The organism is Azospirillum sp. TSH100, from assembly GCF_004923295.1.
GTDB lineage: Bacteria > Pseudomonadota > Alphaproteobacteria > Azospirillales > Azospirillaceae > Azospirillum.
This window is the reverse complement of record NZ_CP039634.1, coordinates 1,654,562-1,680,008: the sequence shown is the minus strand read 5'-3', so window position 1 is coordinate 1,680,008 and position 25,447 is coordinate 1,654,562. Positions and strand designations below refer to the sequence as shown.

The window sequence follows — 25,447 nt, the reverse complement described above, 5'->3', positions numbered from 1 at the left end:
CCGGTTCCTGAAACCCTCGCCACCGGCGTGCGGACCACCCGTCCGCGCGTCGGCAGGAGACCGTTCATGCCCGATCTCAAGGACAAGAGCATCATCGTCACCGGCGCCGGCCGCGGCATCGGCGCCACCATCGCCAAGGCGCTGGCCGCTGACGGTGCCAAGCTGACCATCGCCGACCGCAACGCGGCCGACGCACAACAGGTGGCCGAGGCCATCCGTGCGGCCGGCGGCAGCGCCATCGCCGTCACCGTCGATGTCCGCGACCGCGCCGCCGTCCGCCGCATGATCGACGAGACGGTGAAGGCGCACGGCCGGCTGGACGTCCTCTTCAACAATGCCGGCATCGCCCAGACCAAGCCCTTCCTCGACATCACCGAGGACGACTGGCACACGGTCAACGACGTCAATGCGCTCGGCGTGCTGATCGGCATGCAGGAAGCGATCAAGACGTTCAAGAAGCAAGGCGGCGGCGGCAAGATCGTCAACACCGCGTCGATTGCCGGCAAGCAGGGCTACGAACCGCTGGCCCATTACTCCGCCAGCAAATTCGCCGTCGTGGCATTGACCCAGGCCGCCGCCCGCGGCTTCGGCAAGGACGGCATCACCGCCAACGCCATCTGCCCCGGCGTGGTGGCGACCGAGATGTGGAAGATCATCGACCAGGGCTTCCGCGACACCGGCATCACCAAGTCGGAGAACGAGGCCTTCGACATGTTCGCCGCCGGCGCCGTGCTGGGCCGGCCGTCGCGCCCCGACGATCTGGTCGGCGTCGCCCGCTTCCTCGCCTCGTCCGACAGCGATTTCATGACCGGCCAGTCCCTGCTGGTCGATGGCGGGATGGTGTTCGCCTGACCGTCCCGACCGCTCGCCCCACAACGATAAAACCGGAGGACAACACCATGAGTGCCACTTCGATGAAGGCCGCCGTCTGGCATGGCCGCAAGGACATCCGGGTCGAAGACGTGCCGCTGCCGGGCGCCCCGCCCGCCGGCTGGGTGCAGATCAAGGTCCATTGGTGCGGCATCTGCGGGTCCGACCTGCATGAGTATGTCGCCGGCCCGGTCTTCATCCCCGTCGACACGCCCCACCCGCTGACCGGCCTGAAGGGGCAATGCATCCTCGGCCACGAGTTCAGCGGCGAGATCGCGACGCTGGGCGAGGGCGTGACCGGCTTTGCCGTCGGCGACAGGGTGGCGGCCGACGCCTGCCAGCATTGCGGCGAGTGCTATTACTGCAAGCACGGCATGTACAACATCTGCGAGAAGCTGGCCTTCACGGGCCTGATGAACAACGGCGCCTTCGCCAGCCTGGTCAATGTCCCGGCCGAACTGCTCTACAAGCTGCCCGACGGCTTCCCGACCGAGGCCGGCGCCCTGATCGAGCCGCTGGCGGTCGGCATGCATGCGGTGAAGAAGGCCGGCAGCATCGTCGGCGAGACCGTGGTGGTGGTCGGCGCCGGCACCATCGGCCTGTGCACGATCATGTGCGCGAAGGCGGCCGGCGCCGGGCGGATCATCGTCCTGGAGATGTCCGCCGCCCGCAAGGCCAAGGCGCTGGAGGTCGGTGCCTCCATCGTGCTCGACCCCAAGGAGTGCGATGCGGTGGCGGAGGTGAAGGCGCTGACCGGCGGTTACGGCGCCGACGTGTCGTTCGAGTGCATCGGCCACCGCGACACCGCGAAGCTCGCCATCGACGTGATCCGCAAGGCCGGCAAGGCGGTGCTGGTCGGCATCTTCGAGGAACCCAGCTCCTTCAACTTCTTCGAGATCGTCGCCACCGAAAAGCAGGTCATCGGCTCGCTGGCCTACAATGGCGAGTTCGCCGACGTCATCCGCTTCATCGCCGACGGCCGCATCGACGTGCAGCCGCTGATCACCGGCCGCATCACGCTGGACGACATCGTCAGCGGCGGCTTCGAGGAACTGGTCGCCCACAAGGACCGCAACGTGAAGATCATCGTCCAGCCCCAGGCGGCCCTTGCCGCCGAACAGCCGGAGCTCGTCCACTGATGGCCCTGCCCGTGATGCACATGAAAGCCGCCCGCCCGGAACACCGGGCCGAGAAGCCGGTCTGGCTCCGCGCCCGCGCCCCCGGCGGGGCGGCGTTCGAGGACACGCAGTCGCTCGTCCGCCGCCACGGCCTGAACACGGTCTGCGAGGAGGCCGCCTGCCCCAACATCGGTGAATGCTGGAGCAAGCGGCATGCGACGGTGATGATCCTGGGCAGCGTGTGCACGCGGGCCTGCGCCTTCTGCAACGTCGCCACCGGCCGGCCGGACGCACTCGACCCCCACGAGCCAGACCGGCTGGCCGAGGCGGTGGGCGAGCTTGGCCTCGCCCATGTCGTCATCACCTCGGTCGACCGCGACGATCTGCCGGACGGCGGTGCGGCGCATTTCGCCCGCTGCATCCGCCGCCTGCGCGAGACCGCACCCGAAACGACCGTGGAGGCGCTGACCCCCGATTTCCGCAACAAGCCGGGAGCGTTGGAGACGGTCGCCGATGCCCGGCCGGACGTCTACAACCACAATCTGGAAACCGTGCCGCGGCTCTATGCCGATGTGCGGCCGGGGGCGCGCTACTACGGCTCGCTCCGCCTGCTGGAGCGGGTGAAGGAGCGCGATCCGTCGATCTTCACCAAGTCGGGCATCATGGTCGGACTGGGCGAGGAACCGGCGGAGGTGTTGCAGGTGATGGACGACCTGCGGGCGGCGGGCGTCGATTTCCTGACCATCGGCCAGTATCTCCGCCCTACCCCCAATCATCACCCGGTCGCCCGCCACGTCACGCCGGAGGAGTTCGAGCGCTATGCCACCGTTGCGCGCGCCAGGGGATTCCTGATGGTGTCGGCGACGCCGCTGACCCGCTCCTCCCACCATGCCGGCCGCGACTTCGACGAGTTGCGGCGGCGGGCGGGAACGAAGGGCTGAGCTTCACAGCGCGGTCTTCGGTCTTCAAAGGGCGGTCTTCAAAGGGCGGTCTTCGGCCCGACCGCGACCCCGTCCGGCTGTGGCGGCTTCATCAGCTTGCAATCCTTGACGCAAAAGGTCTGCTGCTCGATCCGGCCGCCGCAGGCCTTGAAGCACTGATCGTAATCGGAAGAGCAATAAAGATTGCTGGAGCAGCTGATTTCCCGCTCGAAATCGCTGAGAGTCTTCATCTTCTTCTTGTTGTAATCCTTAGGCAATGACTTGAGATAGGCACGATAGTCGGCATGGGCGCGGGTGAGCCCCTCTGCCCGGCAAGTCTGCAGGGCAAGCTCCTTCGCGGAGTCACAGATGGATTGCGCTTGTCGACACTGGGCGACGCAAAGCTTCCCGGCCTCGCTGACCGGCGAGAAATAGTTCGTCGTCGTCTCGAACCGTGGACTTGGGGTGCAAGCGGCCGTCACGGCGGCCAGCAGGCAGCCGAGCAGAATGGAACGCCGTATCATGGTGGGTGCCCCGCTGTGGATTACCGTCACTTGGTATCAACAGCCCACCGACACGCACTCATCCATCGGCGGCGTGGATTTCGCAGAAGCGGACCGCACCGCCGATGGACGGCAACCCGGAAGCGAAGGCAGAAACGAAAAAAGGTGCCGATCGGACGGCCCCGTCAGGCCGCGCGGACGGTGGCGATGAAGTTCGTGACCTCCGCCTTCAACCGGTCGGCCTCCGTCGCCAGGACATTGGCGGTGCTCAGCACCTGATCGGCGGCGGCACCGGTTTCGGTGGCGGCCCTGGTCACGCCGACGATGTTGGTGGACACCTGCTCGGTACCGCGGGCCGCCTGGTTGACGTTGCTGGAGATTTCGGCGGTCGCCGCATTCTGCTCTTCGATGGCGGCGGCAATGGCCGACGAGATTTCGCTCATCCGGCTGATGATGCCGGAGATGCCGGCAACCGCCTCCTTCGCGCCGGTGGTGGCGGTCTGGATCTCCTTCACCTTGGCCTGGATCTCGTCGGTCGCGCGGGCGGTCTGGCTGGCCAGCGCCTTCACCTCGCTGGCCACCACCGCGAAGCCCTTGCCGGCCTCACCGGCACGCGCCGCTTCGATGGTGGCGTTCAGGGCCAGCAGATTGGTCTGTCCGGCGATGGAGTTGATCAGATCGACCACCGCGCCGATCTGGTTGGCGGTATCGACCAGCAACTGCATGCTGGCGTTGGTCCGGTCGGCCTCCTGCACCGCGGTCGCCGAAATGGCGCTCTGGTTCGACACCTGACGCCCGATTTCCAGGATGGAAGCGGCCAGTTCCTCGGTTGCCGATGCGACCGTCTGGACGTTGGCGCTGGACTGCTCCGACGCCACCGCCACGGCCGTCGCCTGGGCGGTGGACTGGGTTGCGGAGGAGGACAGGGTTCCGGCCGCACCCTGCATCTGGGTGGCGGAAGACGCGACATTCTGGACGATGGTGCTGACGCTGCCCTCGAACCGGTCGGCGAGCCGGCGCATCTCGGCCTTGCGCTCCGCCTCCGCACGCGCCTTCTGCTCCTCCTGCTCGGCCGTCAGGCGCCGGACCTCCAGCGCATTGCCCTTGAACACATCCAGCGTACGGGCAAGCAGTCCAACCTCGTCACGGCGATCGGTCCCGTCGATCGCGAAGTCCAGTTCGCCCTGCGAGACACGGGCCATCGCCGTGGTGATCCGGCCCAGCGGACGGACGATCAGATAGACGACGATGGACAGCGACAGCGCCAGCCCGATCAGCACGCCGGCGATCGAAAGGGCCAGGACGGTGTCATGGGTCTCTTCCGTAACGGCGCGAGCCTGCTGGATGGACTTCTCAACCCCCTGGCGGTTGATCTCGACACGCTCGTCGATCAGGGTCGACGCGGCACGACGGGTCTTCGCACCCTCTCCGGCGCTGAGGGCGAAGGCGTCATCGTCCTTGCCCTGAGTTGCCAGGTCGATGACCTTCAAGGCGTTCTGGCGGTAGGCATCGACCAGAGCCTTGATCTTCACACCGGTTTCCCGACGGACATCGCTGTCCGCCGTCTGGGCGAGGTCGGCGATCGCCTTGTCCGCCAGCGCCATCGACTCGTTGAACATCGCGGCGAAGCGACGCGTCTCATCGTTACTCTTCTCTAGGATCGCGTTCTTTTCGGCGATGGTCGCGGCATTGAGATGACGGCCGATATCGAGAATGGTCGCGCGCCGCGACGCCTCGACGGTCAGCGCATATTTGGAAACCTTCTGAACCGTTTCCAGACGCTGGAGCGCCGTCGCGGCGATCGCTCCCATGAAGATCAACAGCATGATCACGGGTACGAGGATCTTCACGATCATCTTTTGATTGCCAAACCACCTAATCATCGGTCGCCCCCCGGCGTAAATCCAAACAGTCTTTGGAAGACCAACTAATCAATTAGGCTATTCTGCCCATGGAATTCATCAACTGGGGCAAACCCCAGGCATCGCAGAATTCGGAAAATCCACATTTCAATGCGGCAACATTTTCTGTTTATCCTTGTTGCAAGTTGCAATATTCCGCGAAATGGCAAGGTGAATCCTTACCTCCGTTTGTCTTCACCCCTTTCTGCGAAATTTCATTCCGGAACACAATAATTTTCATTCCATTTTCCAAACCGCAAGATCCCTCGATCGGTCCGCCAAAACGCGGAATCGCCGTGCCATGGTCAGATGCCCAAATTTTTGGCTTTCGGCATGGGTGCAGGCTTCAAGCGATCCCACTTGAACCAATCACACTCAAAGGCATGGCTTCGCCAGCCGACGGCGCACTGCCAGGGCCGGCAGGATCGGGCAAGAAAAGGCGGATCGCGTTGGCTTTCGCACGATCCGCCGCAAGGTCATTGGAGGTGGACGTTTCCGGCGGCCGAAACATCCGGTTCGGAAAATAGTGGCGCCGGAGCGCCCCGGACCTAAGTCAGATGCTGCCGTTGCAGGTAGTCCTCGCTCTGCATCTCCATGAGGCGGCTCACCGTGCGTTCGAACTCGAAGGCATGGGTGCCTTCGGGGTAGAGACGCTCGGGCGGCCCCTCGGCGGCGATGACGACGTTCACCTTGTGCTCGTACAGCGCGTCAATCAGCGTCATGAAGCGCTTGGCCTCGTTGCGCAGCTCGTCCTTCATCGTCGGCACATGGTTGATCAGAACCGTGTGGAAATGGGTGGCGATGGCAAGATAATCGGCCGCCCCCAGCGGCTTGCCGCACAGGTTCCAGAAATCGACCCAGGCGACGCTTTTGGCGGCACGGTCGATCTCGACCCGTCGGCCCTGCACCGTCAGGCTGCAAGGCTCGCCCGCCGCACCGCCGGTGAGGTCGGAAAAGGCCTTGGCGAGGGCGGCGTCCGACGCCGGCCCGAGTGGATGGTGATAGATCGGCACGCCCTTCAAACGGTCCAGCCGGTAGTCGGTCGGACCGTCCAGTGACAGGATGTCCAGCTTCTCCTTCAGCAGCGCAATGAAGGGCAGGAACAACTCGCGCTGGAGACCGTCCTTGTACAGCATGTCGGGCGGCCAGTTGGAAGTCGCCACCACCACCACGCCAAGGTCGAACAGGTTGGTGAACAGCCGCCCAAGGATCATCGCGTCGACGATGTTGGTAACATGGAACTCGTCGAAGCAGAGCAGCCACGCCTCGTTGGCCAGGGCACGGGCCAGTTCGGGCAGCGCCTCGTCCGGGCCGTCGCCCTTCCCCTTGCCCGACTGGCGGTGGTCATGGATGCGCTGGTGGATCTCCAGCATGAATTCGTGGAAATGGACGCGCCGCTTCTTGTCGACCGGAGCGGTCTCATAGAACAGGTCCATCAGCATCGACTTGCCGCGCCCGACGCTGCCGTAGATGTACAGCCCCTGCGGTGCGGTGGAGGCGATGTCGGGCGGCGGCGGCGCGGCGCGGCGGCGGCCCAGACCGAACCGCTCCAGCCAGCCTCCCCCGGAGGGCCTGTCGTCGCCGGCGGGCTGCGGCTGATAGCCTTTCAGCGCCTGATACAGGCTTTGGAACTTCTCCGCCGCCAGTTCCTGGTCGGGATCAGGGCGAAGCGTGCCGCTGCCGCGGCGGGCGCGGTAGAGCGAAAGCGGTCCGTCGGTCATGGGGATATGCGCGATCCGGCTGCCAAGATGGCCCCTTACCTAGCGGATGGCGCCGCTCGCGGCAACCGCAGACGGGGCGGCCATGCGGGAATGGCAGGGCGGCGGGGTAGTACCGGGAAAGCCCTTCGGAGACCTTCGCCGGCGTCTGCCTGTAGCGCGGCATCTGCGCGCAGTGGGAAACCCCGTATTTCCGTCCGGTTACACTTTCTTTAGGGTGTCGGCGCGATTAATCAGGACTGGCCGACCGGCCGCAACCCCCACAGGAAATCCCGACGCCGATGCCCGTTCCCGGGTCCGCCTCCCCGACGCTGCTCCGCTCTGCCGCCGGTCTGGCACGGGCGCTGCGTGGCCGGCTGGGGTCGGTGCGCTTCCTGATGACCGCCTCCGGCCTTGCCTTCATCGTGGTGGTGAACGCGCTGATCGGCTACGGCATCGTCCAGGGCCGGCGCGAGGCGCTGGATTCCGGCGAACGCGCCACCCGCGATCTTGCCCGCATGCTGGAATCGCAGACTCTGCGGACGGCCTTCGCAGTCGACCAGATGCTGCGCGACCTGTCCTTCGCGCTCGACATGCTGCCGGACGGTGCCCGCCGCGGCAGTACGGCCATTCATGACCATCTGCGCCAGCGGCGCGATGCCTTCACGGAACTGGCCGATCTGGTGGTGGTGGACAGTGACGGCTTCGCCCTGCACCACTCGGCCGAGGCGCCGCTTCCGACGATTTCGCTGGCCGACCGCAGCTATTTCACCGGTCCGCGCGACGGCGGCATCCAGGGGCTGCATGTCGTCCCCGCCATCACCAGCCGGGTGATGGGAACACAGGTCATCCCGTTCAGCCGGCGCTGGCTGGATACCGATGGTGGATTCCGCGGCGTGCTGGTCGCCATGGTCGATCCGACACGGCTGGCAGCGACGCTGGAGTCGCGGGACATCGACCGCAAGGGCGGTGCGATCCTGGCACTGGGAGACGGCACGATCCTGCTGCAACGGCCGCAAGGCCAAGGCGGACCGGCGCGGCTGACCGACTGGCCGGCCGTGTGGGCCGCGCTTGCCACGCATGACGTCGCCACCATCCGCGACACCGTTCCCGGTCCGGGATCGGCCCCGGGGGCTGGCACCGACAGTCTGGTCAGCGTGCGGCGGGTACAGGGCTATCCCTTCGTCATCGTCGCGACCCTGCCGGTGGCGGCGGCGCTGGTCGAATGGCGGCGCGACACAGCGGCCTGGACCTCCATCGGCACGGTGATGACAATCGCCATCGCCCTGCTGACCGCCTTCGTCGTCCGCCAGCATGCCCGGCGGGAGCAGGATCAGGCCCGGCTCACCCGCGCCTCGCGCCGGATCCGCGGCATCCTGGATTCCATGCTGGACGCGGTCGTGACCTTCGACGGGGCCGGGCGCATCGTCACCTTCAACCGCGCGGCGGAGATGATGTTCGGCGTTCCGGAACGCGAGATGATCGGCCAGCCGATCGAGGCGCTGATCCCCGACGCGCGCGGCGGCGCCAACGATCGCGACCTGACCGCTCTGCGCCATGACGGCCGTGCCTTCCCGGTGGGCTTCACCGTCAGCGATCTGCGATTGGGCAGCGGCCCCTGCGCCGCGGCCAGCTTCTCCGCTGCGGTCGGCGCCCTGCGTCCCGACGAGCCGCGCATCTATGTCGGCGTCATCCGCGACATGACCCGGCGCAAGCAGCAGGAGGCGGAACTGATCGCCTCCAAGACCCAGGCGGAACTGGCGAACCGGGCGAAGAGCGAATTCCTCGCCAACATGAGCCACGAACTCCGCACCCCGCTGAACGCCATCATCGGCTTCGCGGAGGTGCTGGACAGCCAATTCTTCGGCGCCATCAACGAACGGCAGAAGTCCTGCATCGCCGACATCCACGACAGCGGCCGGCATCTGCTGGACATCGTCAACGCCGTGCTCGACATGTCTAAGCTGGACGCCGGCAAGTTCGAGCTGTGCGAGGAGGCGGTTGAAGCGCACGGGGCGGTCGGACAATGCCTGATGATGGTGCGCGACCGCGCTGCCGCCGGCGGGGTCGCCATCCACAACGAGGTGACGGCCGCCGTCGCCACCCTGTGGGTCGACCGGCGGGCCTTCAAGCAGGTCATTCTGAACCTGCTGTCCAATGCCGTAAAATTCACGCCCGACGGTGGCGGCATCACCATCGCCGCCATGCGGGAAGAGGATGGCGGCTTCGTGCTGACCGTCGCCGATACCGGCATCGGCATCCCGCCCGACTTCATGGCCGACCTGTTCCAGCCCTTCCGTCAGGCCGAGAACGCCGCAAATCGCCGCTACGAGGGCACCGGGCTGGGGCTGTCGATCTCGAAGAACTTCGTCGACCTGCATGGCGGCACGCTGAGCTGCAGCAGCACCCCGGGCGCCGGCACGACCATGACCCTGCGGCTGCCGGCGAGCCGGGTGATCGACCGTTCAAGCGATATCGGCAGCCGCGCCAAGGTTCCAGCGGCCTGAAGCCGCCAGGGGGAGGCGTTCAGCGCAGGCGCGTAGCACTGAAACGCCTGGGCGGATTGACGAAATCATCCTGGGCGGCGATCAGCTGAAGCTCCCGCGTGCCCATTCGCCGCGTCGTCGCGAAAATGGCGAAGATCGCCGCCGCCGCCTTCTCCAGCGCGTCGGCCGGATCGAAAGCGGCCAGGTAATGGGCGAGGAACAGCGCCGCCACCGCGTCGCCCGAGCCGTTGGGCGGCGGATCGAAGGTCAGGCGCGGCGTTGCCACCAGCCAGGCACCGTCGGTGCCGTCCACCAGCATCTCGATGCTGTCGGGATCGGCATCACTGCGCGTCAGGCTTGTGACCAACACCAGCCGTGGCCCGCGCGCGCGCAAAGCCGCGGTGGCGGCCAGCGCGTCGTCCAACGTCGCCACCTTGCGGTCGGTCAGATATTCCAGCTCGAACTGGTTCGGCGTCATCAGGTCGGCGGCGGGCACCGCATGGTCGCGGATGAATTCCGGCAGGCCGGGCCGCACGAAGAAGCCGCGGCCGACATCACCCATCACCGGGTCGCAGCAGTAGATCGCCTTCGGATTGACGCCCTTCACACGCGCCGCCGTCTCGACGATCACCTGCCCCAGTTCGACGGCCCCCATATAGCCGGACAGCACCGCGTCCTGCACCGGCAGCACGCCGCGGGCGGCGATGCCGTCGACGACGTCGGCGATGTGCTCCGCCGTGAAGACCTGTCCGGTCCAGGCGCCATAGCCAGTGTGGTTGGAGAACTGGACGGTGTTCACCGCCGTGGCGTCGATCCCCAACCGCTGCAACGGAAAGACAGCGGCGCGGTTGCCGACATAGCCATAGGCGACGTGCGATTGGATGGTCAGGACGCTTTTCATGAGCCCGAGCGTAAGCGACGGTCCGCCGGCCGTAAAGCCGCCGACTCCGCTGCTACGGCCAGGGTAGGCGGCATGGCTGCCATGCGCCGGATCGCGTGATGGGTGGCGATGAGTGCCAGGGCGGTGGACGCCAGGGCGGTGCCGTGGCAGCGTGGCCCATGGACAGGGTGATCACACGCGGCTAAAGCTGGCTCCCCCCATCATCCGTATTTCCGGGATACCGCCATGGCCACGACCGTCCGCCCCCGCCGCAGCGTGCTCTATATGCCGGGCTCGAACGCCCGCGCCTTGGAGAAGGGGCGCGGCCTGCCCGCCGACGGGCTGATTCTCGACCTGGAGGATGCGGTCGCTCCCGATGCCAAGGTGGCGGCGCGCGACACCATCGCCGCCGCTCTGACCGCCGGCGGTTATGGCGGGCGGGAACTGATCATCCGCGTCAACGGGCTGAACACCCCGTGGGGCTATGACGACCTGCGCATGGCGGCGGCCAGCGGCGCCGATGCCGTGCTGTTGCCGAAGGTGGAGAGCGCCGACGCGGTGCGGCAGGCCGAGGCGGTGCTGCGCGCGGCCGGCGCGCCGGCCGGACAGACGGTCTGGTGCATGATGGAGACGCCGCTCGGCATCCTGAACGCCAAGGAGATCGCAGCATCCTCCCCCGCCGTCGGCGGGCTGGTGCTCGGCACCTCCGATCTCGCCAAGGATCTGCATGCCGCCCACACGGCACAGCGGCTGCCGATGATCACCAGCCTGGGGCTGTGCCTGCTGGCGGCGCGGGCCTATGGGCTTGCCGTGCTGGACGGCGTGCATCTGGACCTGAACGACGACGAAGGCTTCGCCGCCTCATGCCGACAGGGGCGCGAGCTGGGTTTCGACGGCAAGACGCTGATCCACCCCAAGACCATCGCCGCCTGCAACACCGCCTTCGCCCCCGATGCGGAGGAGATCGCCCAGGCCCATCGCATCATCGCCGCCCATGCGGAGGCCGCGGCATCCGGCAAGGGTGTGGTGCTGGTCGACGGCAAGCTGGTGGAGAACCTGCATGTCGAGAATGCCCGCCGGCTGGTGACTCTGGCGGAGGCGATCGCTGCACTCTGAGGAAAGCCGGCCGTCATTCTTCCTCGTCGCGGAACAGGTCGGGCCAGTCGAAGCGGATCATCGACCGCGGCCGGTCCTGCGGCGGGCCGATGCGGTTTCCGGCGACCAGCTTGACCCCCGACGCCCGCGCGGCCACCACCATGCTGGTGGTCGACAGGCCGGTAACGCAGATCATCAGGCCGGCGCGCTCCGCCGCGGTGACGATGCCGTTCATCTCCTCCATCAGCCGGGCTTCGGCGGAGCGGTCGGCCGGCATCGCCACGGTGATTCCGTTCAAACCGGTGCCGGCAAGACCGGAAAAGCTCTGCGGCTTGAAGTCCATCCGCATGAAGGTCCAGCGGCAATAGGGCCTGACCTCGTGCAGCAGCTCGCTGAGCCGCCCGGTCGGCACCCCCGGCGGAAAGCGCAGAAGCTCGAAGATCAGGAAGCGGCGCAGATAGTCGGGGATCGACTGGCAGATCTCCAGGAAGGGCAGCCGGGTCCGGCGGGCCGCCAGCGTTTCGAAACAGATCGGCACCGACATCATCAACCGCGATTTGTTGCGGAACAGGCCGTTCAGGATCTCCACCGACCCGACCAGGGCATCGGCATCCAGTTGCAGGATCTCCATGGCATCGGTGAGGGAATTCAGCGCCGCCACGCCCTCGATGAAGGATTCGTCGGGAAAGATGCGCACCGGCGTGCCCATGTAGGTGGAGATCACCTGCTGGCCGATGTCCCAGACCGGCCGGTATCGGATGCCGAACCGGCCGGCATCGTCGGGCGACAGCCTCAGCTGGCGCAGGACGGGCTTGGCCTTGCCACCCCCATCGTCGGCGTAGAGGATCGCGCCGGACATCAAGGGGAAGCCGTCCTGTCCCGCCCCGATGGCCGACGCAGAGGCGTTCTCCTGCTCGTGGGATCGCGCGCCCGCGGGCTCCACCCCTAGACGCGCCTCGGCGAGAAGGACCGTCGCAAGGGCATGCTCGAACCGGATTTTTCCATCCAACACGCCGACGGCGGTCGAAACGCGGAGGTCGGCCGCACGGTCGTCGCCGAGAAAGAGCTGCAGCAATTCCTGCGCAACCCTGGCGCAGACCAGCGCAGCCGCATGACGTTCGAGCGAGGCGAAAACCAGGATGTAGTCATCGCCGGCGGTTCGGAAGCGGATGTCGTTGCGGGTCAGATAGCGATCGATGATGGTGTCGGCGGCGGTCAGAACCCGCGGCCGCAAGGCCGGCCACCCCACCCCCAAACGATCCCGCATCATGCCGAGATCGAGCAGATGGACCCTGCCGGTCGATGCGACCGACGGCTGCATCAGCAAGCGCCACAGCCGCTGCTCCAGCGCGCGCAGTTCCTGCCGGCTTTCCTCCGTTGGCATCGTCCTTGGCGTATTGGCGGAATGCCCGGCGGCCGACGAGGGCAGCGGACCGGCCGCTCCGGTCTGACTGAACCATCGGCGCACCAGTCGCCGCATGGACGCCATCGTCCGCCTCACCACCCGATAACTCCTCCTGAAACTTCCGGCTACCCCCCTGCCGCCGCTGCTTTACAGACGACCCGAAGGCAGACTGCCGCAATCGCGCCCGCAGAAATCCACGATCAGCGCGATCTGGCTGCGTTCGATCGGCTTCGCCAGCGCATGATCGGCCCCCATCTGCCGCGCGACCGCCAGCAACTCCATCGCCTTACTGCGGCCGCCGCCGGAAATGGCGACGATCTTGACCGCGGGTTCCAAACGCCGCATGCGCATGATCGTCTGAAGACCGTCGGCGAATGGCATCACCAGATCGCAGATCACCAGATCCGGCCGATTGGCCCGGAACAGCCGCATGGCCTCTTCACCATTCTGCGCCTCGGCAACCCCCACTCCCGCACTTTCAAGAAGGCGACGCAACGTCAGCCGCAGCACGGGATCGTCGTCAACCACCAGCACGGTCTGCATGGCACCCTCCCCCGCCCAATGAACCCCGCCCGGCATCGGATCCACCAACCCCACAATCAAGCGTCAGAATGCATTTCTAATTTCTTAAAGATATCTTCAAAAAATCCAGAAAAATCGTCATGTTTTTTGGAAAGACAAAGTATTAGTTTTCGGAAACATTGTCATATCACCGAGATATTCCGAGCCGACTTGCTGAGGTATTTTTATGTTATTTCGTGGAAATTCCGTTGAATTGAATTGTTTTCCGGAAATTTGACAAGAAATATTTCAACAGCAGAGCTTGTAGCCCCTGGTGGCTATGCCTGGATCACTTTGCCGAGCACCATCGAGTGCGAGATAAAATTCTTCGCCTTCTATCGGAAAAATGCGCCAGCCGGAAAACTATACAACCGACCAATAAAGGGAAGAGCAACCCCTGGTGCGACCGTTCGGGCCTGCGGACGGAACGGGCGATTTTAATGCGACGAAGCAGGAACCAGCCAGCCGCCCGTTGGTTGTCAATTCAGCAAGGCACAGTCGGAGGTTGGTTATGGCCTCGAAAGAGAGCAATCGGACGTCGGGCCGCGGCTTCGCGTCGATGGACCCTGATCGGCAACGCCAAATCGCCAGCAAGGGCGGTGAAAGCGTACCGGCCGACAAGCGCAGCTTTTCAAAGAACCCGGAACTCGCGGCGGAAGCCGGTCGCAAGGGTGGGCGCAGCGTGCCCGCATCCTCGCGAAGCTTCTCCAAGAACCCGTCGCTGGCGGCGGAAGCCGGCCGCAAGGGCGGACAGGCGAGCCATGGCGGACGCACGGCCGAGCGTCCGGCGGGTGGCGATTGACCGCGGCGATTGAGTGCGGCGATTAACCGGGAAGATTGAAGTGTTGCGACCCGTGCAGACGAAAAAGCCCCCATCCTCGCGGACGGGGGCTTTTTTCTGAACGCCGTTCAGAGGACCGATCAGGAGGCCAGCTTGTCCAGCTCGCGCAGGATCGAGTCGCCCATCACGGTGGTGGAGCAGCGCGCCATGCCCGGAGCCATGATGTCGGACGTGCGCATGCCGCCGCCCAGCACGTTCTGGATGGCCCGCTCGATCAGCTTGGCATCCTCGTCCAGGTTGAACGAGTAGCGCAGGCACATCGCGAAGGACAGCAGCGTGGCGCAGGGGTTGGCCAGATCGCGGCCGGCGATGTCCGGAGCGGAACCGTGGACCGGCTCGTACAGGGCCTTGCGGTTGCCGGCGGCATCCGGGGCGCCCAGCGAGGCCGACGGCAACATGCCGAGCGAGCCGGTCATCATCGCCGCCTCGTCCGACAGGATGTCGCCGAACAGGTTGTCGGTGACGATCACGTCGAACTGCTTCGGGTTCTTCAGCAGCTGCATGGCGCCGTTGTCGGCGTACATGTGGCTCAGCTCGACGTCCTGGAACTCTTCCTGATGCAGCTTGGTCACTTCCTGCCGCCACAGCAGGCCGGACTCCATGACGTTCGCCTTTTCCATCGAGCAGAGCTTGTTGCCGCGCTTGCGGGCCAGCTCGAACGCGACGCGGGCGACGCGGCGGATTTCCGACGTGGTGTAGACCTGGGTGTTGACGCCGCGACGCTCGCCGTTGCCGATGTCGGTGATGCCGCGCGGCTCACCGAAATAGACGCCGCCGGTCAGCTCGCGGACGATCAGGATGTCCAGGCCGCGAATGACGTCGGCCTTCAGGGTCGAGGCGTCGACCAGCGCGTCGAACACCACGGCCGGGCGCAGGTTGGCGAACAGCCCCAGTTCCTTGCGCAGCGTCAGCAGGCCGGCTTCCGGACGCTTGGTGTAGTCGGTCGGATTGTCCCACTTCGGACCGCCGACCGCACCCAGCATCACCGCATCCACCGCCAGCGCCTCGGCCAGGGTGGCGTCGGACAGCGGAACGCCGTGGGCGTCGATGGCCGCGCCGCCGACCAGCCCTTCGGACACGTCGAAGGTGATCTTGCGCTTGCGGTCCATCCAGTCGATGACCCGGCGAACCTGGCGCATCACCTCCGGGCCGATACCGTCACCGGGGAGGAACAGAAGCTTCTTATTGGCGGCCATGGCGGGCGCACTCCCAAATGTCAGACGTCAAGAAGACAGAAGTTGAAGAGGATCGGAGGAGGACGTAAGGCGGTCAGCCCCACATCCACGGCTGGCCGGCGCGCTGCTTGCCCTCGTACCCGTCGATATGGGCCGACTGCTGCAGCGTCAGGCCGATGTCGTCCAGGCCGTTCAGCAGGCAATGCTTGCGGAAGGGGTCCAGCTCGAAGGAGATGGTGCCGCCGTCCGGGCCGGTGATGGTCTGCTTCTCAAGGTCGACCGTGATGACGGCGTTCGACCCGCGCGATGCGTCGTCGAGCAGCAGGTCGACCTGCTCCTTCGGCAACTTGATCGGCAGGATGCCGTTCTTGAAACAGTTGTTGTAGAAGATGTCGGCGAAGCTGGGGGCGATGATGCAGCGGATGCCGAAATCGGCCAGCGCCCACGGCGCATGCTCGCGCGAGGAGCCGCAGCCGAAATTGTCACCCGCCACCATGATGCTGGCCTTGCGGTAGGCCGGCTTGTTCAGGACGAAGTCCGGGATCTCCTGCCCATCGGGGGTGTAACGCATCTCGTCGAACAGATGCTTGCCAAGCCCCGTCCGCTTGATGGTCTTCAGGAACTGCTTGGGTATGATCATGTCGGTGTCGACGTTGATCATCGGCAGCGGCGCCGCAACGCCGGTGAGAACCGTGAACTTTTCCATCGCCAGAAATCCTGTCGCGCAAGAAGGCGCAAGCGTGCGCATGCAGAGCGTGGTGAATAGCAGACCGAACAGGCCATTGCCAGAGGAAGCTTGCCCTTTTCCCGGCACGCAATGAGCGAACAGGCATGCATGAATGCACCGTCACGCATCATTGTTGCGCGAACCCTTGCGGATCGTCGCGATCAGGCCCGGTTTCGCCCGCCGAAACGCAGCGCCAGGACCAGCGCCGCCGCCAGTGCCGCCAATGCCAGCAGGAAAGACATCCACAGCGCCGCCGCATCGCCGAAATGCTCGATCACCAGCGCGTAGAGCAGCGGCGCCAGGGCGGAGACGAAGAAGCCGGGGGTGATCAGGCGCCCCACGATCTGGCCATAGCGGGCCGGGTCGAACAGGGCCAGCGGCAGGGCGCCGCGCACGATGGTGACCAACCCGTTGCCCGCCCCGAACAGCAGCGCGAAGCCGATGCCCGCCGCCGGCGCCGCGCCGAATCCCACCGGCAGCAGGAAGCAGGGCACGATCAGCCCGGTCGCCAGGATGGCGAGGCCGAAGGCCGACAGCCGCTTGCCGAACTGAATCTCCGCCAGCCGTGCCGCCGACTGGCCGACGCCACGCAGGGTGGACACCCAGACTGCCAGCGCCGGAAGCATGCCCAGCCCGGCCAGCATGCCGATCATGTGGGCCGACAGGCCGGAATTCAGCATGCCGGTCAGCGCCATGATCAGCGCATAGAGGATGGCCGCGAGCGTGGAGGACGGCGGGGCCGGGGCCGGCATTCCGGGCATGCGACCGTCCGCCGGCACCGGTTCGGCATGACGATCCGGCGGGATCAACAGGTGAAGCGGTATGGTCGCCAGCGCCAGCAGCGCGTACATGCACAGCGCACCGCGCCAGCCCAGGCCGTCCGCCAACCATTGCCCGACCGGCCACATGAGGCTGGAGGCCAGGCCGCCCAGCAAGGTGATCTGCGAGATCGGCGTACGCGCCGCCCGACCGCCGATGCGGGCGAGCGCGGCGAAGGCGGCATCGTACAGCGCCATCCGCATGGCGAGGCCGAGCAGCACCCAGGAGGCATAGTAAAGGACCAGCCCGTGGGCCAGCGCCAGCCCGACGCAGCCCGCCGCCATCAGGAGGGAGCCGGCGACCATCACCGCCCGGCCGCCCCGCCGGTCGATGGCGCGGCCGACGGCAGACGACACCAGCCCCATCACCACCAGGGCCAGGGTGAAGCCGCCATGGATCGCCGGCAACCCCTGCCCCAGGTCGGCCGCCATCACCTCGCCGAACAGGCCGATCAGGTAATAGGACACGCCCCAGCAGAGAAGCTGCGACGTCCCCAGCGCCCACACCAGCCGCGCCGGCACCACCGGTCCCGCTTTTCCGTCCACGCTCCGCCACTTTCTGCCGATCGCGCCACAGCCCTACGGTAACGGCAGGGCGATGGCGCGAAAAACGACTTGTTCTGCGATGACCGTTGAGAAAAATTCAACGGATGGCCGACCGACCGAACACTTCGCTTCCCCCGCTCAATGCGCTGCGCGCCTTCGTCGCCGCTGCCCGCCACGGCAGCTTCCGCGCCGCCGCCGAGGAGCTGTGCGTCACCACCGGGGCGGTCAGCCGGCAGGTGTGCCTGCTGGAGGAGTGGCTGGGGCTGGACCTGTTCGACCGCTCGCGGCGGCAGGTGCGTCTAACCCTGGTCGGCGCGCGCTATTTCGTTCGGGTGGCCGAGCTGTTCGACCAGCTGGCGACGGCCACCGGCAGCCTGCGCGAGGCCGGCGACGGGCGTGTCCTGCACCTGGACTGCATCCCGACCTTCGCCATGCATTGGCTGCTGCCGCGCCTGCCCGCCTTCAAGGCGGCCTTCCCCGATGTCGAGCTGTCGCTGTTCACCGCCCCCGACCGCATCGACCTGTCGCGCCCGCTCGATTACGCCATCCGCCGCGATCCCGGACATTTCGCCGGACTCACGCCTCATCCGCTGATGGCGGAGCGGTCGGCGCCGGTATGCAGCCCGCGGCTGCTGGCGGAGCTGGATGGCGCCGCGATGCCGGACGGGCTGGCCGGCCACACCGTCATCGCCATTCGGGCGCGGCCGGACCTGTGGCCGCACTGGTGCGCCGCCAACCGCATCGGAGCCGACCGGCTGCGCAACCGGCTGGAGGTCGACCATACCTATGTCGCCATCCAGGCGGCGGAGGATGGTCTGGGAATAGCCCTGGTACCGCTGCTGTTCATCGAGCGGCAGTTGGCTGACGGGAGGCTGGTGCCGGTCCCCGGCTGTCCGGCAGCGGAGACCGGTCGCTATTTCCTGCTGGAGCACCGCCACCGCGACCATGTCGCCCTGCCCGGTCTGGCCGACTGGCTACGCGGGCAGGACGGCCCGGCAATTTCGGGCTGACCCGCACCGCCCCTTGCGGCCGGCGGCCGGGCCGCATACCAAGGCGCCAGCCAATCTGCCGTGCCCACCTGAACGAACGAAGGCCCGCCCGATCGATGCCCGATCCGATGCCGAGACATGATGACGACCACAGCGCCCGCCTGATCGGCATCGCCTTCCTGCTGCTGGCACCGCCAGCCTATGGGCTGCTGACGCTGGCCTTCGGGATGGATGCCAACTGGGATCTGCGGAATTACCACTGGTACAACGGCTATGCGATGCTGACCGGGCGGATCGGCCGCGATCTGCTGGCGGCGCAGATGCCGACCTTCTACAGCCCCTTCCTCGACGTGCCTTTCTATTGGCTGGCGACCCATCTGCCGGCGCGGGTGGCGGGCTTCCTGTGGGGAACTCTTCAAGGCATCAATCTGTCGCTGCTGTATCTGCTGGCATCATTTTGCCTGAGAAACGTTCCGGCCCTGAAACGGACGCTGGTCGCCATGGCGCTCGCGGTGATGGGCGGGCTGGGCGGCGGGACGCTGGGGCTGATCGGCACCACCTTCCAGGACAATGTGGTCAGCCTGGGCGTGCTGGGTGCGGCGGCGGTGGTCGCCGGCAGCCTACCGGGCATCCTCGACGGCCGGGCGCTGTCCAGCTTCGCCCGGGTCGCCGCGGCCGGTTTGCTGGCCGGGGCGGCGATGGGGCTGAAGAACCCGACCGTGATCTATGCGGTCGGGCTGTGCCTGGGCTTCCTGGCCCTGCCCGCCCGGCCGTGGCGTCGGTTGTGGCTGGCCTTCTTCTTCGGCATCGGCGTGCTGGTCGGGCTGGCGCTGGGCGGCGGCGTGTGGATGGCCCATCTTTGGCACGATTACGGGAACCCGGTCTTCCCGCACATGAACCACATCTTCAAGTCGCCCTTCGCCGCGTTGTCCGACTATGTCAATGTCAGCTTCTTCCCTCCCGGCCTGTGGCAGCGGCTGTTCTTCCCCTTCGTCTTCACCTTTTCTCCCCTGACGGTGGGCGAGGTGCCGTTCTTCGACCTGCGGGTGCTGGCGCTGTTCGTGCTGGTGCCGGCCGGGGTCGTCTGCGCGATCGGCGCCGGCCTGTCGGGGAAACGGAACGTTTGGCTGACGGCTGCGCCGGCGACGCGGTTCCTGCTGACGGCGATGACCGTCACCTACGCGCTGTGGGTGGTGATGTTCTGCATCTACCGCTATCTGGTGCCGCTGGAGATGCTGGCCCCGCTGGGGCTGGTGATGGCGGTCGGGCTGCTGCCGCTGGCACGGCGACTGCGCATCGGACTGGCCGTTGCGCTGCTGGCGCTGGTGCAGCTGACGGTGCAGCCGGCCGACTGGGGGCGGGTCGCCTGGCCGAATGGTGCAGACGGCAGGTGGGTGACGGCCGAGGTGCCGCCGATCGGCAATCCGGACGACACCATGGTGCTGATGGCCGGCTACTGGGCGATTTCGCACGTCATCCCATCCTTCCCGGAGCGGGTCACCTTCGTGCGCATCCAGTCCAACTTCCTGCAGCCGGATTCGGTCGGCAACGGCTATCTCGCCATCATGAAGGACAAGGTCGCCTCGCACCGCGGCCCCGTCCTGATGCTGAGCACCATCCCTGACACGCCGGGCGCGGCGAAGGCGGCCGAGCTGCTCGGCCTGCGGGTGGACCAGCAGCGCTGCCGGCCGATCCCCAACAATCTGGGTGAGACCCTGAACCTATGCGCCGTTGACCGGGCGGGCGACAAAAGGGAGACAGTGGAATAATCGCGGCGTTTGTGCTGTTTATCGCCGCTGAAAGCCGTGTCCGCCTCGCCGTGACTGCCCCCCGCGCCTACCCCATGTACAGCCAGAAGCCAGCGCCATGACCGTATCCACCATCGACCGCCCCGCCCTCACCCCGGCTGCCGACGCTTCCGGAACGCCGTCGGTGGCGGCGGAGGCCGGCCCGGCCCCAACCATCGCGGTGCTGATCCCCTGCTACAACGAGGAGGCGGCGATCGGCAAGGTGGTGCAGGACTTCCGTGCGGCCCTGCCGGACGCCGTCGTCTATGTCTACGACAACAACTCGAAGGACCGGACGGTGGAGGTCGCGCAAGCCGCGGGCGCCGTGGTCCGCCGCGAGCCGTTGCAGGGCAAGGGCAACGTCATGCGCCGCATGTTCGCCGACATCGAGGCGGACGTCTATGTGCTGGTCGACGGCGACGACACCTATCATGCCCCCAGCGCGCCGGAACTGGTGAAGCGCCTGTGGGACGAGCAGCTGGACATGGTCAACGGCGCGCGGGTGACGGAGATCGTCGCCGCCTACCGCCCCGGCCACCGCTTCGGCAACCTCGTGCTGACCGGCATGGTCGCCAAGATCTTCGGCAGCCGCATCGGCGACATGCTGTCGGGCTACCGGGTGTTCTCCCGCCGCTTCGTGAAGTCCTTCCCGGCGCTGGCCAGCGGTTTCGAGACAGAAACGGAGCTGACCGTCCATGCGCTGGAGCTGCGCATGCCGATCGCCGAGGTCAAGACCCCCTACAAGGACCGTCCGCCCGGGTCGCACAGCAAGCTGAACACCATCCGCGACGGCATCCGCATCCTGCGCACCATCATCATCCTGGTGAAGGAGGAGCGGCCGCTGCCCTTCTTCTCCGCGGCCTTCGGGCTGCTGGCCCTGCTGTCGGTGATCCTGGGCGTACCGGTGATCGCCACCTATTTCCAGACCGGGCTGGTGCCCCGCTTCCCCACCGCCCTGCTCGCCACCGGGCTGATGCTGCTGGCCTTCCTCAGCCTGACCTGCGGTCTGATCCTCGACACCGTCACCCATGGCCGCCGCGAGGCCAAGCGCATGAGCTACCTGTCGCTGCGTGCGCCGGGCAACCACCGGCCGCTGGCAGCGGATCGCGGGGCCGGCACCTGCGAGGACGGGCGCCGGTGATGGCATCGGTTTCGAGCCTCCTGGACAGCCGGCTCGGCCGGCTGGGGGTACAGTTCGCCAAGTTCGGCATCGTCGGCGTCATCGGGCTGGTGGTCGACACCGCCGTGCTCTATGCCGGCCTTGCGCTGGGCCTGCAATTCTTCGCCGCCCGCGTGCCGTCCTTCTTCGCGGCGGCGACGGCGACCTGGGCGTTGAACCGCGCCTTCACCTTCCGCGGTGCTGTGAACGAGCCACTGCATCGGCAGTGGGCCAAGTTCATCGCCGCCAACGCCATCGGCGGCGTGGTGAATTACGGCGTTTCGGTCGGACTGGAATCGGGTGTCCAGACGGTCGCCGAGCATCCGTTCCTGGCGGTGGCCGCAGGCTCCATCGCCGGCATGTTCTTCAACTTCGCCGCGTCGAAGCATCTGGTGTTCAAAGGAGCATAGCCGCGCGCGCAGGCAGCCGGATGCGCCCGCGAATCTGCCTTGCGCGGCACCTTATGGACTTATTCCCACGGCTCGCCATATAACGGCGGCCATGACCCGCGAATTCCTGAAGATGCACGGCCTCGGCAACGACTTCGTCGTGATCGACGCCCGTTCCGAACCTTACCGCCCGTCGGATGCGGAGGTGCGCGCCATCGCCGACCGCCGGACCGGCGTTGGGTGCGACCAGTTCATCGTGCTGGAGAAGACCGACGCGCCGGGCGTCGATGCCTTCATGCGCATCCGTAACGCCGATGGCAGCGAGGCGGCAGCCTGCGGCAACGCGTCGCGCTGCGTCGGCTGGTTGCTGATGGAGCAGAGCGGGCGCGACCATGCCAGCTTCCAGACCGCCGCGGATCTGCTGCGCGCCACCCGGGCCGACAACGGCCGGATCACCGTCGACATGGGCGCTCCCCGCCTCGACTGGGCTGCGATCCCGCTGGCCGCTCCGGCCGACACGCTGCGGGTGGAGACGGTCGAGCATGGCGGCTTCGCCGCGCCCGTCGCGGTGAACATGGGCAATCCGCACGCCGTCTTCTTCGTCGACGATGCCGAGGCGGTGCCGCTGGACGAGGTAGGTCCGGTTTTCGAGAACCACCCGGCCTTCCCTGAGCGCGCCAACATCGAGTTCGCCCAGGTGCTGTCGCCCACCGCCATCCGCATGCGGGTGTGGGAGCGGGGAGCCGGCATCACCCAGGCCTGCGGCTCGGGATCCTGCGCCACGCTGGTCGCCGCCGTGCGCCGCGGCCTGACCGGCCGGAAGGCCGACATCATCCTCGACGGCGGCACGCTGACCATCGAGTGGACCGAGGACAACCGCGTCCTGATGACCGGCCCGATAGCACTGAGCTTCAGCGGGCGGCTTTCCGCTGATCTGGTTTCAGTATGAGCGACAGCGCGGACAGCACGACGCAGACCGGCCCCGAGATCGTCACCTTCGGCTGCCGCCTGAACACCTACGAGTCCGAGGTGATGCGCAACCATGTGCGCAGCGCCGGGCTGGACGACGTCGTGATCGTCAACACCTGCGCCGTCACGTCGGAAGCCGAGCGGCAGGCGCGGCAGACCATCCGCAAGCTGCGGCGCGAGCGGCCGGACGCCCGCATCGTCGTCACCGGCTGCGCCGCCCAGATCGACCCGCAGCGCTTCGCGGCGATGCCGGAGGTCGATCAGGTCCTGGGCAACCAGGAAAAGCTCCAGCCGGAAAGCTGGGGGCTGCCGCCGGCCGAGAAGGTGCTGGTCAACGACATCATGTCGGTGAAGGAGACCGCCGGTCACCTGATCGGCGGCTTCGAGGACCGCGCCCGCGCCTTCGTCCAGGTGCAGCAGGGCTGCGACCACCGCTGCACCTTCTGCATCATCCCCTATGGCCGCGGCCCCTCGCGCTCCGTCCCCATCGGCGGCATCGTCGAGCAGGTGCAGGCGCTGGTGAAGGCCGGCTACAACGAGGTGGTGCTGTCGGGCGTCGACATCACCAGCTACGGCCCCGACCTGCCGGGCTCGCCGTCGCTGGGGCAGATGGTGCGCCGGCTGCTGGCGCTGGTGCCGGATCTGCCGCGGCTGCGCCTGTCCTCCATCGACTGCATCGAGATGGACGACGACCTCTGGCGCCTGATCGAGAACGAGCCGCGCCTGATGCCGCACCTGCACCTGTCGCTCCAGGCCGGCGACGACATGGTGCTGAAGCGGATGAAGCGCCGCCATGGCCGCGCCGATTCCATCGCGTTCTGCGAGCGGGTGCGCTCGATCCGCCCCGACGTGGTGTTCGGCGCCGATTTCATCGCCGGTTTCCCGACGGAGACCGAGGAGATGTTCGAGAACACCATGCGGCTGGTGGAGGAGTGCGGCCTGACCTGGCTGCATGTCTTCCCCTACAGCCCGCGCCCCGGCACGCCGGCCGCCCGCATGCCACAGGTTGATGGCGCCATCCGCAAGGAGCGCGCCGCCCGGCTGCGCGCCGTCGGCGAAGCGGCGGAGGCCCGTACGCTGGCGAGCCTCGTCGGCCGCACCGCGACGGTGCTGGTGGAAAAGGACGATCTGGGCCGCACCGAGCATTTCGCCGCGATCCGCCTGGGCCAGCCCTTCCCGCCCGGCTCGCTGGTGCCCGCCGCCATCACCGGCCTCAAGGACGGCGTGCTGACCGGCACCCCGCTCTGACCTCTCTTATAGTGGACACTCCATGATTTTCCGCTGGTTCGGCCGCAAGAAGCCCGAAGAGACCGCTCCGCAGGACGAGGCGGCGAAGGACCAACCGGTCACCCAGGAGTCCGCCACCCCCGCGCCGGAACCGGAGCCGGAAAGGACGACGGAACCGCCGGCCCCTCCGCCCGAGCCGGGAGCCGAGCCGGAGCCCGAATCGGCACCCGCTCCGCCGATTCCCATCGCGCTGACTCCGGCCATCCCACCCGCCGTTGCCGAACCGGTCGAGCCGCCGCCTGTTGCCATCCCGGTGCCAGTCGCCGCGACTGCCGCCCCGGCGGACGTTGCCGCCGCCGAAGAAGCGCCGCCGACCAAGAAAGGCTGGTTCGCCAAGCTCAAGGAAGGGCTGTCGAAGTCCTCCTCAAAACTGACCGACGGCATCACCAGCATCTTCACCAAGCGCAAGCTGGACGACGAGGCGCTGGAGGAGCTGGAAGAGCTGCTGATCACCGCCGACCTCGGCCCGGCCACCGCGGCCAAGGTCACGGCGGAACTGGCGCGCACCCGCTTCGGCAAGGAGGTCTCGCCGGAGGAGGTCAAGGCGACGCTCGCCGCCGAGGTGTCGAAGATCGTCACGCCGGTCGCCAAGCCGCTGGTGCTGGACCCGGCGCTGAAGCCGCATGTCATCCTGGTCGTCGGCGTCAACGGCACCGGCAAGACCACCACCATCGGCAAGCTGGCCCGCCAGTTCAAGGCGGAAGGCAGGAGCGTGATGCTGGCCGCCGGCGACACTTTCCGCGCCGCCGCGGTCAGCCAGCTGAAGATCTGGGGCGAGCGCACCGGCTGCCCGGTCGTCGCCCGCGACACCGGGGCGGACGCCGCTGGTCTGGCCTATGACGCGCTGGAACGCGCCAAGGCCGAAGGCGTCGACGTCCTGCTGATCGACACCGCCGGCCGGCTTCAGAACAAGACCGGGCTGATGGAGGAACTGCGCAAGATCGTCCGCGTCATCAAGAAGCTGGACGAGACGGCGCCGCACACCACCCTGCTGACGCTGGACGCCACCACCGGCCAGAACGCGCACAGCCAGGTGGAGATCTTCCGCGACATGGTCAACGTCAACGGCCTGATCCTCACCAAGCTGGACGGCTCCGCCCGCGGCGGCGTTCTGGTCTCGCTGGCCGAGAAGTTCAGGATCCCGGTCCACGCCATCGGCGTCGGCGAGGGCGTCTACGACCTGCGCCCGTTCGATGCCGATGCCTTCGCCAAGTCGCTGATGGGGCTGGGCGCCGACTGACCGGCGGGAGGCGGTCTCCGTCATCGCCGAATGGCTGAATGCTGGGGGTTGGCCGAAATTCGGCCTTCCCAGCCGGTCGTTCGT

23 protein-coding genes are annotated in these 25,447 nt (G+C 67.0%); 14 read left to right on the top strand and 9 right to left on the bottom strand.

The window, feature by feature from the left end; all coding sequences use genetic code 11:
* The first annotated feature begins 66 nt into the window (after nucleotides 1-66).
* The 3 genes from E6C72_RS08005 to lipA are packed head-to-tail and all read left to right on the top strand — an operon-like array spanning nucleotide 67 to nucleotide 2,929.
* Nucleotides 67-852: an SDR family NAD(P)-dependent oxidoreductase gene (locus tag E6C72_RS08005; RefSeq protein WP_109087158.1), complete on the top strand. Its 786-nt coding sequence runs from the start codon at nucleotides 67-69 to the stop codon at nucleotides 850-852.
* Nucleotides 853-899: 47 nt separating this feature from the next.
* On the top strand, nucleotides 900-2,009 hold the full coding sequence (locus E6C72_RS08000) for a 2,3-butanediol dehydrogenase (RefSeq protein WP_247875859.1): 1,110 nt from the start codon (nucleotides 900-902) through the stop codon (nucleotides 2,007-2,009).
* A complete protein-coding gene (gene lipA, locus E6C72_RS07995; RefSeq protein WP_109087160.1) occupies nucleotides 2,009-2,929 on the top strand; it encodes a lipoyl synthase in 921 nt (306 codons plus the stop codon). The genes E6C72_RS08000 and lipA overlap by 1 nt, the downstream gene beginning before the upstream one ends.
* Nucleotides 2,930-2,967: 38 nt before the next feature.
* Here the strand turns inward: lipA and E6C72_RS07990 are convergent, their stop codons facing one another.
* Together E6C72_RS07990 and E6C72_RS07985 are read right to left on the bottom strand one after the other, a co-directional pair.
* A complete protein-coding gene (locus E6C72_RS07990; protein ID WP_109087161.1) occupies nucleotides 2,968-3,432 on the bottom strand; it encodes a hypothetical protein in 465 nt (154 codons plus the stop codon).
* Between the two features lie 164 nt (nucleotides 3,433-3,596).
* Nucleotides 3,597-5,267: a methyl-accepting chemotaxis protein gene (locus E6C72_RS07985; protein ID WP_247875860.1), complete on the bottom strand. Its 1,671-nt coding sequence runs from the start codon at nucleotides 5,265-5,267 to the stop codon at nucleotides 3,597-3,599.
* A gap of 95 nt (nucleotides 5,268-5,362) precedes the next feature.
* Between E6C72_RS07985 and E6C72_RS07980 the strand changes: the two genes are divergently transcribed.
* Complete coding sequence (locus tag E6C72_RS07980; protein ID WP_136700699.1) at nucleotides 5,363-5,839, top strand: hypothetical protein; 477 nt, start codon at nucleotides 5,363-5,365, stop codon at nucleotides 5,837-5,839.
* A 21-nt stretch (nucleotides 5,840-5,860) separates the two neighbouring features.
* On the opposite strand, the gene zapE is transcribed toward E6C72_RS07980, so the two are convergent.
* Nucleotides 5,861-7,033, bottom strand: coding sequence for a cell division protein ZapE (gene zapE, locus E6C72_RS07975; protein ID WP_109087163.1), 1,173 nt, complete (start codon nucleotides 7,031-7,033; stop codon nucleotides 5,861-5,863).
* Between the two features lie 278 nt (nucleotides 7,034-7,311).
* On the opposite strand from zapE, the gene E6C72_RS07970 reads away from it, so the two are divergent.
* Nucleotides 7,312-9,516 (top strand): ATP-binding protein, encoded by a 2,205-nt coding sequence (locus tag E6C72_RS07970; RefSeq protein WP_109087164.1) that lies wholly within the window; start codon nucleotides 7,312-7,314, stop codon nucleotides 9,514-9,516.
* Nucleotides 9,517-9,535: 19 nt separating this feature from the next.
* On the opposite strand, the gene pdxY is transcribed toward E6C72_RS07970, so the two are convergent.
* Nucleotides 9,536-10,396, bottom strand: coding sequence for a pyridoxal kinase PdxY (gene pdxY, locus E6C72_RS07965; protein ID WP_109087165.1), 861 nt, complete (start codon nucleotides 10,394-10,396; stop codon nucleotides 9,536-9,538).
* A 225-nt stretch (nucleotides 10,397-10,621) separates the two neighbouring features.
* On the opposite strand from pdxY, the gene E6C72_RS07960 reads away from it, so the two are divergent.
* Nucleotides 10,622-11,491, top strand: coding sequence for a CoA ester lyase (locus E6C72_RS07960; protein WP_109087166.1), 870 nt, complete (start codon nucleotides 10,622-10,624; stop codon nucleotides 11,489-11,491).
* 13 nt (nucleotides 11,492-11,504) lie between these two features.
* Here the strand turns inward: E6C72_RS07960 and E6C72_RS07955 are convergent, their stop codons facing one another.
* The gene (locus tag E6C72_RS07955; RefSeq protein WP_247882034.1) at nucleotides 11,505-12,950 is read right to left on the bottom strand and encodes a hypothetical protein; all 1,446 of its coding nucleotides are present in this window, start codon (nucleotides 12,948-12,950) and stop codon (nucleotides 11,505-11,507) included.
* Nucleotides 12,951-13,022: 72 nt separating this feature from the next.
* The gene (locus E6C72_RS07950) at nucleotides 13,023-13,418 is read right to left on the bottom strand and encodes a response regulator (RefSeq protein WP_109087167.1); all 396 of its coding nucleotides are present in this window, start codon (nucleotides 13,416-13,418) and stop codon (nucleotides 13,023-13,025) included.
* Between the two features lie 529 nt (nucleotides 13,419-13,947).
* Here E6C72_RS07950 and E6C72_RS07945 point away from each other — a divergent pair.
* Complete coding sequence (locus E6C72_RS07945) at nucleotides 13,948-14,238, top strand: general stress protein (RefSeq protein WP_109087168.1); 291 nt, start codon at nucleotides 13,948-13,950, stop codon at nucleotides 14,236-14,238.
* Between the two features lie 119 nt (nucleotides 14,239-14,357).
* On the opposite strand, the gene leuB is transcribed toward E6C72_RS07945, so the two are convergent.
* From leuB to E6C72_RS07930, 3 genes are all read right to left on the bottom strand, one after another.
* Nucleotides 14,358-15,473: a 3-isopropylmalate dehydrogenase gene (leuB, locus tag E6C72_RS07940; protein ID WP_109087169.1), complete on the bottom strand. Its 1,116-nt coding sequence runs from the start codon at nucleotides 15,471-15,473 to the stop codon at nucleotides 14,358-14,360.
* A 73-nt stretch (nucleotides 15,474-15,546) separates the two neighbouring features.
* Entirely contained in the window at nucleotides 15,547-16,158 is a 612-nt protein-coding gene (gene leuD, locus E6C72_RS07935; RefSeq protein WP_109087170.1) for a 3-isopropylmalate dehydratase small subunit, read from the bottom strand.
* Between the two features lie 182 nt (nucleotides 16,159-16,340).
* Nucleotides 16,341-17,543 carry an MFS transporter gene (locus E6C72_RS07930; protein WP_247875862.1) on the bottom strand — a complete coding sequence of 401 codons (1,203 nt, stop codon included), beginning with the start codon at nucleotides 17,541-17,543 and terminating at the stop codon, nucleotides 16,341-16,343.
* A 104-nt stretch (nucleotides 17,544-17,647) separates the two neighbouring features.
* Between E6C72_RS07930 and E6C72_RS07925 the strand changes: the two genes are divergently transcribed.
* The 7 genes from E6C72_RS07925 to ftsY all read left to right on the top strand — a co-directional run bounded on the left by E6C72_RS07925 (nucleotide 17,648) and on the right by ftsY (nucleotide 25,363).
* Complete coding sequence (locus tag E6C72_RS07925) at nucleotides 17,648-18,553, top strand: LysR substrate-binding domain-containing protein (RefSeq protein ID WP_109087172.1); 906 nt, start codon at nucleotides 17,648-17,650, stop codon at nucleotides 18,551-18,553.
* Between the two features lie 107 nt (nucleotides 18,554-18,660).
* On the top strand, nucleotides 18,661-20,301 hold the full coding sequence (locus tag E6C72_RS07920) for a hypothetical protein (protein ID WP_109087241.1): 1,641 nt from the start codon (nucleotides 18,661-18,663) through the stop codon (nucleotides 20,299-20,301).
* A gap of 97 nt (nucleotides 20,302-20,398) precedes the next feature.
* The gene (locus E6C72_RS07915) at nucleotides 20,399-21,460 is read left to right on the top strand and encodes a glycosyltransferase family 2 protein (protein WP_109087173.1); all 1,062 of its coding nucleotides are present in this window, start codon (nucleotides 20,399-20,401) and stop codon (nucleotides 21,458-21,460) included.
* The gene (locus tag E6C72_RS07910) at nucleotides 21,460-21,888 is read left to right on the top strand and encodes a GtrA family protein (RefSeq protein ID WP_109087174.1); all 429 of its coding nucleotides are present in this window, start codon (nucleotides 21,460-21,462) and stop codon (nucleotides 21,886-21,888) included. Before E6C72_RS07915 ends, E6C72_RS07910 begins: the two co-directional genes overlap by 1 nt.
* Before the next feature lie 91 nt (nucleotides 21,889-21,979).
* A complete protein-coding gene (gene dapF, locus E6C72_RS07905) occupies nucleotides 21,980-22,816 on the top strand; it encodes a diaminopimelate epimerase (RefSeq protein ID WP_109087175.1) in 837 nt (278 codons plus the stop codon).
* Nucleotides 22,813-24,084: a tRNA (N(6)-L-threonylcarbamoyladenosine(37)-C(2))-methylthiotransferase MtaB gene (gene mtaB, locus E6C72_RS07900; RefSeq protein ID WP_109087176.1), complete on the top strand. Its 1,272-nt coding sequence runs from the start codon at nucleotides 22,813-22,815 to the stop codon at nucleotides 24,082-24,084. Before dapF ends, mtaB begins: the two co-directional genes overlap by 4 nt.
* 22 nt (nucleotides 24,085-24,106) lie before the next feature.
* Complete coding sequence (gene ftsY, locus E6C72_RS07895) at nucleotides 24,107-25,363, top strand: signal recognition particle-docking protein FtsY (RefSeq protein WP_109087177.1); 1,257 nt, start codon at nucleotides 24,107-24,109, stop codon at nucleotides 25,361-25,363.
* The last annotated feature ends 84 nt before the right edge of the window (nucleotides 25,364-25,447 follow it).

Excerpts from the sequence above, each read along its gene's own strand:
- leuD (WP_109087170.1), bottom strand. The coding sequence starts at position 16,158 with ATGGAAAAGTTCACGGTTCTCACCGGCGTTGCGGCGCCGCTGCCGATG.
- leuB (WP_109087169.1), bottom strand. The coding sequence starts at position 15,473 with ATGGCCGCCAATAAGAAGCTTCTGTTCCTCCCCGGTGACGGTATCGGC.
- mtaB (WP_109087176.1), top strand. The coding sequence starts at position 22,813 with ATGAGCGACAGCGCGGACAGCACGACGCAGACCGGCCCCGAGATCGTC.
- lipA (WP_109087160.1), top strand. The coding sequence starts at position 2,009 with ATGGCCCTGCCCGTGATGCACATGAAAGCCGCCCGCCCGGAACACCGG.
- E6C72_RS07925 (WP_109087172.1), top strand. The coding sequence starts at position 17,648 with ATGGCCGACCGACCGAACACTTCGCTTCCCCCGCTCAATGCGCTGCGC.
- E6C72_RS07970 (WP_109087164.1), top strand. The coding sequence starts at position 7,312 with ATGCCCGTTCCCGGGTCCGCCTCCCCGACGCTGCTCCGCTCTGCCGCC.
- E6C72_RS07910 (WP_109087174.1), top strand. The coding sequence starts at position 21,460 with ATGGCATCGGTTTCGAGCCTCCTGGACAGCCGGCTCGGCCGGCTGGGG.
- E6C72_RS08000 (WP_247875859.1), top strand. The coding sequence starts at position 900 with ATGAGTGCCACTTCGATGAAGGCCGCCGTCTGGCATGGCCGCAAGGAC.
- dapF (WP_109087175.1), top strand. The coding sequence starts at position 21,980 with ATGACCCGCGAATTCCTGAAGATGCACGGCCTCGGCAACGACTTCGTC.
- E6C72_RS07950 (WP_109087167.1), bottom strand. The coding sequence starts at position 13,418 with ATGCAGACCGTGCTGGTGGTTGACGACGATCCCGTGCTGCGGCTGACG.
- E6C72_RS07960 (WP_109087166.1), top strand. The coding sequence starts at position 10,622 with ATGGCCACGACCGTCCGCCCCCGCCGCAGCGTGCTCTATATGCCGGGC.
- E6C72_RS07955 (WP_247882034.1), bottom strand. The coding sequence starts at position 12,950 with ATGCGGCGACTGGTGCGCCGATGGTTCAGTCAGACCGGAGCGGCCGGT.
- zapE (WP_109087163.1), bottom strand. The coding sequence starts at position 7,033 with ATGACCGACGGACCGCTTTCGCTCTACCGCGCCCGCCGCGGCAGCGGC.
- E6C72_RS07980 (WP_136700699.1), top strand. The coding sequence starts at position 5,363 with ATGGAATTCATCAACTGGGGCAAACCCCAGGCATCGCAGAATTCGGAA.
- ftsY (WP_109087177.1), top strand. The coding sequence starts at position 24,107 with ATGATTTTCCGCTGGTTCGGCCGCAAGAAGCCCGAAGAGACCGCTCCG.
- E6C72_RS07920 (WP_109087241.1), top strand. The coding sequence starts at position 18,661 with ATGCCGAGACATGATGACGACCACAGCGCCCGCCTGATCGGCATCGCC.
- E6C72_RS08005 (WP_109087158.1), top strand. The coding sequence starts at position 67 with ATGCCCGATCTCAAGGACAAGAGCATCATCGTCACCGGCGCCGGCCGC.
- E6C72_RS07945 (WP_109087168.1), top strand. The coding sequence starts at position 13,948 with ATGGCCTCGAAAGAGAGCAATCGGACGTCGGGCCGCGGCTTCGCGTCG.
- E6C72_RS07990 (WP_109087161.1), bottom strand. The coding sequence starts at position 3,432 with ATGATACGGCGTTCCATTCTGCTCGGCTGCCTGCTGGCCGCCGTGACG.
- E6C72_RS07915 (WP_109087173.1), top strand. The coding sequence starts at position 20,399 with ATGACCGTATCCACCATCGACCGCCCCGCCCTCACCCCGGCTGCCGAC.
- E6C72_RS07985 (WP_247875860.1), bottom strand. The coding sequence starts at position 5,267 with ATGATCGTGAAGATCCTCGTACCCGTGATCATGCTGTTGATCTTCATG.
- pdxY (WP_109087165.1), bottom strand. The coding sequence starts at position 10,396 with ATGAAAAGCGTCCTGACCATCCAATCGCACGTCGCCTATGGCTATGTC.